The 9,513-nt window shown below is 39.6% G+C and carries 12 protein-coding genes and 4 tRNA genes; 14 read left to right on the top strand and 2 right to left on the bottom strand.

What is annotated here, in order from left to right; all coding sequences use genetic code 11:
- The first annotated feature begins 9 nt into the window (after window positions 1–9).
- The 3 genes from PFZ69_RS15740 (at window position 10) to trhO (PFZ69_RS15750) (ending at window position 2,057) form a co-directional block, all read left to right on the top strand.
- Window positions 10–441 (top strand): BrxA/BrxB family bacilliredoxin, encoded by a 432-nt coding sequence (locus PFZ69_RS15740; protein ID WP_270182070.1) that lies wholly within the window; start codon window positions 10–12, stop codon window positions 439–441.
- 66 nt (window positions 442–507) lie between these two features.
- On the top strand, window positions 508–948 hold the full coding sequence (locus PFZ69_RS15745) for an OsmC family protein (RefSeq protein WP_270181994.1): 441 nt from the start codon (window positions 508–510) through the stop codon (window positions 946–948).
- 137 nt (window positions 949–1,085) lie between these two features.
- Window positions 1,086–2,057 (top strand): oxygen-dependent tRNA uridine(34) hydroxylase TrhO, encoded by a 972-nt coding sequence (trhO, locus tag PFZ69_RS15750; protein WP_270181995.1) that lies wholly within the window; start codon window positions 1,086–1,088, stop codon window positions 2,055–2,057.
- Between the two features lie 33 nt (window positions 2,058–2,090).
- Here trhO (PFZ69_RS15750) and PFZ69_RS15755 read toward each other — a convergent pair whose 3' ends face one another.
- Window positions 2,091–2,954, bottom strand: coding sequence for a hypothetical protein (locus PFZ69_RS15755; RefSeq protein ID WP_270181996.1), 864 nt, complete (start codon window positions 2,952–2,954; stop codon window positions 2,091–2,093).
- Window positions 2,955–2,971: 17 nt separating this feature from the next.
- Window positions 2,972–4,042, bottom strand: a complete 1,071-nt coding sequence (locus tag PFZ69_RS15760; protein WP_270181997.1) for a toxic anion resistance protein — start codon at window positions 4,040–4,042, stop codon at window positions 2,972–2,974.
- Between the two features lie 204 nt (window positions 4,043–4,246).
- Here PFZ69_RS15760 and PFZ69_RS15765 point away from each other — a divergent pair, with 204 nt between their 5' ends.
- From PFZ69_RS15765 to PFZ69_RS15815, 11 genes are all read left to right on the top strand, one after another.
- Window positions 4,247–4,486 (top strand): glutaredoxin domain-containing protein, encoded by a 240-nt coding sequence (locus PFZ69_RS15765; protein WP_270181998.1) that lies wholly within the window; start codon window positions 4,247–4,249, stop codon window positions 4,484–4,486.
- A 48-nt stretch (window positions 4,487–4,534) separates the two neighbouring features.
- Window positions 4,535–5,698 carry an acyl-CoA dehydrogenase family protein gene (locus PFZ69_RS15770; protein WP_270181999.1) on the top strand — a complete coding sequence of 388 codons (1,164 nt, stop codon included), beginning with the start codon at window positions 4,535–4,537 and terminating at the stop codon, window positions 5,696–5,698.
- Window positions 5,699–5,826: 128 nt separating this feature from the next.
- A complete protein-coding gene (locus PFZ69_RS15775; RefSeq protein WP_270182000.1) occupies window positions 5,827–6,435 on the top strand; it encodes a cell wall hydrolase in 609 nt (202 codons plus the stop codon).
- 72 nt (window positions 6,436–6,507) lie between these two features.
- Complete coding sequence (locus tag PFZ69_RS15780) at window positions 6,508–6,900, top strand: kinase-associated lipoprotein B (protein ID WP_270182001.1); 393 nt, start codon at window positions 6,508–6,510, stop codon at window positions 6,898–6,900.
- Between the two features lie 77 nt (window positions 6,901–6,977).
- Window positions 6,978–7,859, top strand: coding sequence for an oxygen-dependent tRNA uridine(34) hydroxylase TrhO (trhO, locus tag PFZ69_RS15785; protein WP_270182002.1), 882 nt, complete (start codon window positions 6,978–6,980; stop codon window positions 7,857–7,859).
- 76 nt (window positions 7,860–7,935) lie between these two features.
- Entirely contained in the window at window positions 7,936–8,691 is a 756-nt protein-coding gene (locus tag PFZ69_RS15790; protein ID WP_270182003.1) for an NRDE family protein, read from the top strand.
- 127 nt (window positions 8,692–8,818) lie between these two features.
- Complete coding sequence (locus PFZ69_RS15795) at window positions 8,819–8,977, top strand: hypothetical protein (RefSeq protein WP_270182004.1); 159 nt, start codon at window positions 8,819–8,821, stop codon at window positions 8,975–8,977.
- A gap of 175 nt (window positions 8,978–9,152) precedes the next feature.
- Window positions 9,153–9,228 (top strand) — tRNA-Val (locus tag PFZ69_RS15800).
- A gap of 23 nt (window positions 9,229–9,251) precedes the next feature.
- A tRNA-Thr gene (locus PFZ69_RS15805) sits at window positions 9,252–9,327 on the top strand.
- A gap of 5 nt (window positions 9,328–9,332) precedes the next feature.
- Window positions 9,333–9,417: transfer RNA gene (locus PFZ69_RS15810), tRNA-Leu, on the top strand.
- An 18-nt stretch (window positions 9,418–9,435) separates the two neighbouring features.
- Window positions 9,436–9,512, top strand: a tRNA-Arg gene (locus PFZ69_RS15815).
- Window position 9,513: the final 1 nt, after the last annotated feature.

The raw sequence follows: 9,513 nt of genomic DNA on the forward strand, positions 1-9,513 counted from the left end.
GAGGTTCTCATAATGAATCCATATGAAGAATATATGAAACAAATGGCTCAGCCGATGCGAGACGAATTAACTTCTGCAGGTTTTAAAGAACTCACCACTGCTGAAGATGTTGCAGAATTTGTAACTGGCACGAAAGGTACAACACTAGTTGTGATCAATTCTGTCTGCGGCTGTGCGGCAGGTTTAGCGCGACCAGCAGCTCGTGAAGCAATTGAACATGAAAAGAAACCAGATCATATTGTGACAGTGTTTGCCGGACAAGATCGTGAAGCAACTGCCCAAATGAGAGAGTATCTAGAAGGATACGAACCTTCTTCTCCTTCCATGGCGTTGATGAAAGATGGCCAGGTTCTCCATTTCATTCCTCGTGAAGAAATTGAAGATCACGAAGTTGAAGACATCGTGGAAAACTTGACAGGAGCTTTCGAGCAATATTGTTAAATCAACCTCCACTCTGTTCCAAGAGTGGAGTTTTCTTATAAGAAAAATTAGATGGAGGTATGTAGGATGGAACATGTATTTGAGCTAAAGGGAAGCTACAAAGGCGGGAGAACTGGGATAGGTGAAATTCATTCTGAAAATCTTTCAGCAAGTGTAACGATCCCAACGTCAATGGGGGGGTTAGATGAAGGCACCAACCCTGATGAACTATTGCTTAGCTCTTCTGCAGCTTGTTATTTTATGACGCTTGGACTTTATCTTGAAGCAAAAAAGATTCCTTTTGACGATATTCAAATCTCATCTAAATTAATTGTGAGTGAAGAAGGAAGAATACATGTTGAATCGATTCACCATTTCCCAGTTGTCTATTTGAAGGAATCTCCTGATGAATCACTGAGACAACAGATCATGGACATTGCAGAACGAGCAGAAGATGGGTGCATGATCACACGTGCCATCAAAGGAAATGTGAAGGTATTTGTAAAACCATCAATTGAAATCGTTTAGCTTCCTTACTGTGCTCATCCCTGAAACCATATGGTAATTCAAAACCATCTATTTGCATTCTAGCGAGAATTTATTATAATAATATTTTGGAGCGGTTGAGCCTGTTATGGAAACAGTGAAATAAAGGAGATACGATTATGAGCAATAAAGACTATCGCGTATTATTGTATTATAAATATGTACAAATCGATAATCCTGGAGAGTTTGTGGAGAAACACCAGGAGTTTTGTAACGAACATGAATTAAAGGGCAGAATCCTTGTTGCTGAAGAAGGCATCAATGGAACGCTTTCTGGAACAGTTGAGCAAACTCAAGCTTATATGGATATGATGCATGCTGACGAACGTTTTTCTGATCTTTTCTTTAAGATAGACGAAGCAGATGAGCATGCGTTTAAAAAGATGCACGTTCGTGAACGGCCTGAATTGGTAACTCTTCGATTAGAGGATAACCACAATCCTACCAAAGTAGGTGGAAAGCACTTATCCCCTAAAGAATGGCGTGAAGCGATGCAGGATGAGGACGTCATCATTTTAGATACTCGTAATGACTATGAGTATGAGCTTGGTCATTTCAAAGGTGCGATAAATCCAGATATTAAGAACTTCCGAGATTTACCAGAGTGGGTGCAGGAAAATCTTGCTGATAAAAAAGATAAGAAGATCCTAACTTATTGTACTGGTGGTATTCGTTGTGAAAAATTCACTGGCTGGATGATCAATCAGGGCTTTGAAGATGTGAACCAGCTTGATGGTGGCATCGTTACGTACGGTAAAGACGAGGAAACGAAAGGTGAATACTGGAACGGTCAGTGTTACGTATTCGATGAGCGGATTTCTGTTCCGATCAATCAAAAAGAGCACGTGATCGTTGGTAAAGACCATTTCACTGGTGAGCCTTGTGAGAGATACGTCAACTGCGCAAATCCAGATTGTAATAAGCAAATCATTACTTCTGAAGAGAATGAGCATAAATACTTGCGAGGGTGTTCTCATGAATGCCGAGTATCTCCACGTAATCGCTATGTGGAAGAACACGGACTATCAGAAGAAGAAGTAACAGAACGCATTCAAGCGATCATGAAAGAAAATATAGAGCAAGAAGTATAATAAAAGCTAGCTGTCTTTTTTGACAGCTAGCTTTTAATCGTTATCGTATCTCATCTTGTTAACTTTTAAGAGGTGGTCAACTTTAGATAATCTTAGTTGCTCTAACTTTTCCAACAGTTGATGAAGTGTTAGTTCCATTTTACATAACGCCTGAAACAGGTCACCGTGTCTTAATTCTTTATTATCCTTAGATAAACCGATATATCCTCCTAAAAGGTCAGGGATTTCAGTGGATAGCATTCGTTTCACAGTGTGTCTTTCCTCGATATCAAGAAGGTCTAGTTCAGGTAACATCGTACTGATGAGATTTAACAGTCGGTTTGCTCTTGAATAAATAACCCCTTTGATAGATGGGTCTTTCAAAAGCTGTTCGACCAACTGTACATTTTCTTGTAAAGTAGCATCAATTTGAGGCGCATGGGCTACGTATTTTGGACCTAATAGAGCTCGATCTAATTGTTTAATTCGATGAAAGATGCCGGAAAAATAAGGGGACCGTTTCACACTTCGCTTGATGATTCGTCCGCGATCATTGATTAAGATCAACCCCTGTTTACATTTCCCATGTTCACTCGAAGACTTAACTTGTCTTTGCCATTGTATAAAGAATTTTTTTGGGGTAGAAGAGCGAGTTTTTTGGCTGTCATACCCTGAAAAAAGAATGAGATTCCGTTTGATCTTTAAGAAAATAGTAAATCCTTTTTCTGTTCGCTTCCATTTTTCTTGTTTGTGAGAATCGTTTGAGATTTTATGAATAAATTCATCTAATAGTTGCTCTGCAAAATTTAAAAATTCATAGGAACCTACGTCTTGTAATAACGATGATTCCACAGTTTTAAATCTGGGAGGCAAAAATTTCTCCACCCATTGATATTCAGGAGAGTTTAGTAGCCCCACGTTCATAACCTCCAGTCTTATAGACGGTCTGCAGCTTCAGAAAGCTGCTTTTGCTTTACAGTTGATCCGTCAAGCTTAAGCTTCATTTCATTGTTGAGTTGTTCCATCTCAGTAATAAATAGTTTTCCACTATCGATGATTCTAGCGTTCGATTTTTCTGTAAGATCGATCGCTTCGAATACGTCGTTATAAGCTTTGCGGAAAGATTCGATCGCAATTGCAGGTTTTTCAAGAGTTTTAATCGTTTCCTCGGTGTTCTGTTTGAGCATTTCTGCATTTCGAAGTAGCATTGATTCCGTTGCTTCATTCACATTTTGAACAGCTGTGATAACTTTTTGCTGATTACCAAGTGCAAGTTGGATGGAAGCGGTAACTGTGATGATGTTTTTCGTCATCGTAACAGCATTGAAAATCGCTTCTTCTAGCTTTTCGTTATTTTCTATGATTAGATCAACGGAAGCCATCGATTGCCTCAATACCATTACAGCTTGTGACATATTTTTAACGCGGCTGACCACTTTTTGTTGAGCTTTTTGAATGGGTAGAGGATTTTCCTTCCATTCATCTTTCGCAGCTTCTTCATCAAGCATCGTCATCAACGTCTGTCCAAGTTCCATTTGCTCTTCTAATCCGCCGATCCTTTCACGTGCAACATCTTTGAGTTCTCTCAACATCAAGTTGTCTTCTTGAAGTTTGTCTCTGCCTGTTAATAATGACTCAACAATAACCTCTACTTGAGATTCAACGGTCTTATACTTTTTTGCATACTGTTCGATTTCATTACGTCCAAGAACTTTGTTCATTAGCTTGTTGAACTTAGTTTTCTTTAAATAAGTCGGTTCTAGTTCAGATACATGCTCCCTTAGCTTGTGGAGGTTTTCAGGAAGATCATTATCTGGTTGATCGATCATTCCTTTTACAGGACGTTTTAACGCTTCTAAAGATTGCCCTGCGTTCCTCTGAGCATCTTCTCCTAATCCTGATAAAGATTGTAGGATTTTATCAGAGTCATCTTCATTATAAAAGCTCTGGATAATTTCTTCCGCTTTTTCTCGCTGTTTATCATTTTGTTCAGGTAAGTTGTTCATATATGTCACTCCTTCAAAAGAATGAAAAGTTGGGTACCATGTAATACCTTATACGTTCTATCTTCAAAAAAAGTTTCAACTACTTGTCGGCATAATTCCCTTCATCGATCGGGAACAAACGTTTTAAAGAACAGATGTGTTGCAAGTATGAAACGCTGGTGATATGTTTTATACGGAAAAGATTCTATTAGGGAAGTGACGTTTATGAAGAATGTAAAAGTTTACACGCAGCCTGCTTGTCCGCCGTGTGAGTTTGTTAAACAATATTTCGATGTGAATGGGATAGAATATGAGCTGCTTAATATTAAAGAAGATGCAAGAGCTCGTGATGAATTGATCAATACTCATAAATCGATGTCTACGCCTACGATCGTGATCGATGAAGAAGTAATTATCGGCTTCAAGCAAGACCGAATCGATGAACTGTTAAATATAAGAACTTAATTTGCTTTTATCGTAATTGAACGGTGATAAGTAGTCAACTAAAGGAAGGTGACTTATTTGATAGAAAAATTTATTCGTAATGAGCGTGAAGAAAAACTTCATCATTTAGCGCAGGATTTAAGTGAAGAGTTACAGGAATTCGCATCGAAAATCGATGAAGAAGCGAGTATTCCAACATCGATTCTAGATCGGTTCAGAACATCTGGTTACTCAGCGCTACCTGTTCCAAAGCAATATGGTGGAGAAGACCTTTCTTTATATGAGCTTGTTTTAATTCAAGAAGAGCTAGGTAAAGGAGAGGGGGCTACTGCGCTTTCGATCGGCTGGCATCTTGGTATTTTGAAAGATCTAAACGATCGACGACCGTGGAACGACATTACATTCGGGAGACTTTCTAGAGATGTTGTAGAAGGAACGATCATTAATCGTGCTCAAACAGAGGAAAAGACAGGGGACCCTACGAGAGGTGGGCTACCTGTAACGATTGCTAAGAGAGTTGATTCAGGATATCGTTTGACAGGTAGAAAGACGTTTACAACTCTTAGTACTCATCTCGATCAGGTGATTGTGAAAGCGACTTTGGAAGACAGTGAGGAAGCTTGCGATTTCCTCATTTCTATGAAAGATGAAGGAGTTTCTATTGAAGAAACTTGGGATGTAATTGGCATGCGGGGTACGAGGAGTGATGATCTTGTTCTTAATGGTGTCCATGTCCCTGCTGAACGATTATTAGAAGTGTATGACAAAGAGCGGAAAACGAAAGCTATACCACCTGGATGGCTGTTGCATATACCTGCGGTTTACCTTGGAATTGCTGAAGCAGCTAAGCAGGAAGCGATCGAATTCGTAAATACGTATCAGCCGAACAGTTTGGATAAACCATTGAGTGAAGTGCCTCATATTCAAGATAAGATTGGACAGATTTCATTAAAACTATTGAGTGCACGCCATTTTCTATATTCTGTTGCCGATCAATGGGATAAGTATCCTGAAGAGCGAATGCAGATGCAGTCACAGCTATTCGCTGCGAAACATCAAGCAGTAAACGCGGCAATCGACGTAGTCGACCTTTCTATGAGGATAATCGGTGGTAGAAGTTTAATGAAAAAGAACAAGATTGAACGTTTATATAGAGACGTACGAGCAGGACTCCATAACCCACCTAGTGACGAATTGACGTTGCAAGTTTTAGCAAATAGTGAATTTAAATAAGGTGGAATAAGTTTCATGTTGTACGGTTTTCTGGAAATACGGCCTTCGATTTCCTATTGAAATGATGATGAATATGCTCTAACCTTTCTAACTGTGACGATTTTGAGAGATAGGAAGGGTGAGGCTAAGTGAAAAAACATGTATCATTGTTAATGATTATGACTCTTTTCATAAATCTGATCTCTTATCAATCACATCAGGTTGAAGCAGTTACTTCGGTTAAAGCAGAAACGAAAGTGCCTACACGAGAATTAGATACTCCTAAAGAAACAAAACCTGATCCAGAAACAAAGCACCAGGTAGCATTACGAATGAACCTACCTATTAATAATATGAATGATGTAAAAGAAGTAAAAGGTCACCAATTATCAGTTAAAAAATACTCTGTAAAAGAAGTTGAAATGCTAGCTCGATTGATAAATGGTGAAGCTAGAGGAGAATCGTTCGAAGGGAAAGTGGCAGTTGCGGCTGTTACGCTAAACCGTGTTCGTTCATCAAAGTTCCCAAATTCGATCAAAGAGGTTATCTTTCAGAGTGGAGCATATACAGCAGTATCTGACGGTCAATATAGCAAGAAACCTGGAAAAAAGGCTTACCTTGCAGCATATGAAGCATTAAAAGGTGAAGATCCAAGCTCCGGGGCATTGTTTTACTATAATCCAAAAACAGCCACTGATGATTGGATTCGAAGCAGACATGTCATTAAGACAATTGGAAAACATGTATTCACAAGATGAAATCCTCCAGACCCTGGAGGATTTTGTGATATCATCAGGTTGTAAAAGCATTGGTGAAGGAGTGAAGACATCATGGCAGATAAAAAGTCATTTGAACAAGGTGAAATCGTTACAGCAGGTTATAAAACAGGGAGATACATTGGAGAAATCGTGGATGTAAAATCTCCCAAAGCAGTCGTAAAGGTTCTTGCAGTCATCAAGCACCCAACACAAGGGGACCTGCACAACCCGAAGCAGCTCGACGTGCCATTATTTCACCAGCGTAAGGCGCTATCACAATACGAAAAAGCGCTTGTCCCTATTTCCGCCATCAACCACTATGATGAAGAAATTCCAGATTACCTCGAGTCGTTAAAGGAAGCGGTGGACACACAAGTCAACGAACTAAAACACGAAGGTGGAAGATGGGCAGAGGCTTCTTTAATCGAGTTGGAAAAGCTTAAGGATGAATACTTTACATCGTGAGAATCATCTTTACATCACATCAGAAATCAGGTAAGATTTAATACTGATTTTAGAATACGCAGAAGGTGGTTTTTGACTTGCAATCAGAAGCTTCAGCATATCAAGTGCTGTTATATTATAAGTATGTAGAAATAGAAGATCCCGAGTACTTTGCTAGAAAGCATTTGAAATTCTGTAAGTCTCTAGACTTAAAAGGTAGAATACTCGTAGGTAAAGAAGGCATAAATGGTACCGTCTCAGGACTAAAAGAATACACTGAGCAATACATTCAAGAGTTAAGGAACGATCCTCGTTTTTCTGATATTGAATTTAAGATCGATGAAGCGGAAGCTCACACATTTAAAAAAATGCACGTTCGAGCTAGAAATGAGATCGTATCACTCCGTCTTGATGAGGATATCGATCCAAATGAGCTTACGGGAAATTATCTTGAGCCAAAAGAGTTTATGAATGCACTTGAACGAGATGATGTTATCGTTATTGATGCGAGAAATGACTATGAATATGATATCGGTCACTTCAGAAATGCAATTCGACCGAATATAAAAGCGTTTCGTGAATTACCGGAATGGATTGAAGAGAACTTATCAGATCAAAAGGACAAAAAAGTACTCACGTATTGTACAGGTGGAATTCGTTGCGAAAAGTTTTCTGGTTATTTGAAGAAGAAAGGTTTTAATGATGTATCTCAGCTTCATGGTGGGATCGTAACATATGGCAAAGACCCAGAAGTACAAGGGAAATATTTTGATGGTAAGTGTTTTGTGTTTGACGATCGCTTAGCTGTTGATGTCAATCAAACGGATGAAGCAAAGGTAGTTGGAACATGCTATCATTGCGGCACACATGCAGACACTTACATTAACTGCGCAAATGTAGAGTGTGATAAACTACACATCGTTTGTGATGAGTGCTTGGACTCACAACAACGTTACTGTTCATCATCTTGTGCTGGTTAAGTTGATACAATAAAGGGTTGAAGGAGCACAGTGGTTAACACTGTGCTCCTCTGCTTATCGGAAGGCGGCAAATCGTATGTGTTTAATCGCAGTTGCAATCGATGTTAACCGAAAATACCCATTCATTTTAATTGCTAATCGAGATGAATTCTACGAACGACCCACTGAAAGGGCTCATTATTGGACTGATTATACTAACCTTTTAGCTGGAAGAGACCTAAGAGCAAAAGGTACATGGCTTGGAATTACGACTGAGGGTAACATTGCTGCATTAACAAATTTTCGAGAGCCTAATGAAGATCGTAAGGAGCGGTCAAGAGGGGAGCTGCCTGTCAATTACCTCACGCAGTCTATTCATCCATACGATTATTTAAAGAGTGTGCAGGAACAAAAGGATCACTACAATGGTTTCAACTTGTTTGTGGGTAATGTAAATGAGTTCTTTTACTATTCAAACCGGGAGAACGAGGTTAGGAAAGTTGAGTCGGGCATTCATGCTGTAAGTAATCACCTGTTGAATACAAGCTGGCCCAAAGTGGATCGAATCAAGAGAGAACTATCAGATTATCTTGACCAAACTAAAGAGATTGACTCTGATCAGCTGTTCAAATTACTTGATCATGCTGAACCAGCGCCAGATAAAGATCTTCCAAACACAGGTATCCCGCTAGAATGGGAAAGACTTTTGTCGCCCATCTATATTAAATCTGAAAAGTATGGCACCAGAGCACAAACGATCGTTATGGTCTCTAACGAAGGAGAAGTGACGTTTCTAGAAAAAGCTACCGGTGAAAAAATAAACAAGTTTCATTTTTCAATTGACTGTTCATAATACGTGCTCTAGAGGAATACATTATATCCTACCTATCATTACCAGCTTAAATATGGTAATAAAGACCAGGTTTATGATTGGTCTAAAGAGGGTAACTAGGGGTTACTAAGTATGAGGAGGGGTTTTATTGAAACGAAAGCGTCACTATGTTGAAGATCAGCTACTAAGGGAAGCCTCTAATATTCGAGAGTATCGTAAGGTAGATGTTGAAGTGGTAGCTAAGAAATATCCTGAACGCAGTGCGCCTCCAAAGAAAAATAAAACTCTTGTTCAATCATCAGTATAAGCAGGGGATTAAATCCCTTGCTTTTTTTTATGTGAAAAACTATTGCAATCTAGTAAGATTATTGATAATATAAATCTTGTCCTCATAAACAACGTTTTTCGACATAATGTCTTTGAAAAAAAGTGTTGACGTGAATGGACAAGTAGTTATATAATATAGAGGTCGCTTTTTATTTGGAGGATTAGCTCAGCTGGGAGAGCATCTGCCTTACAAGCAGAGGGTCGGCGGTTCGAGCCCGTCATCCTCCACCATTCTTTCTCTATAAAAATACTTCGCCGGTCTAGCTCAATTGGTAGAGCAACTGACTTGTAATCAGTAGGTTGGGGGTTCAAGTCCTCTGGCCGGCACCACACACGCGGGTGTGGCGGAATTGGCAGACGCGCTAGACTTAGGATCTAGTGTCTTACGACGTGGGGGTTCGAGTCCCTTCACCCGCACCATTAGAATCACATAGGTATGCGCCCGTAGCTCAATTGGATAGAGCGTCTGACTACGGATCAGAAGGTTAGGGGTTCGACTCCTCTCGGGCGCGCCAT

The sequence above is a fragment of the Alkalihalobacillus sp. CinArs1 genome (assembly GCF_947387515.1).
In the GTDB taxonomy this organism is placed as follows: Bacteria; Bacillota; Bacilli; order Bacillales; family Guptibacillaceae; genus Guptibacillus.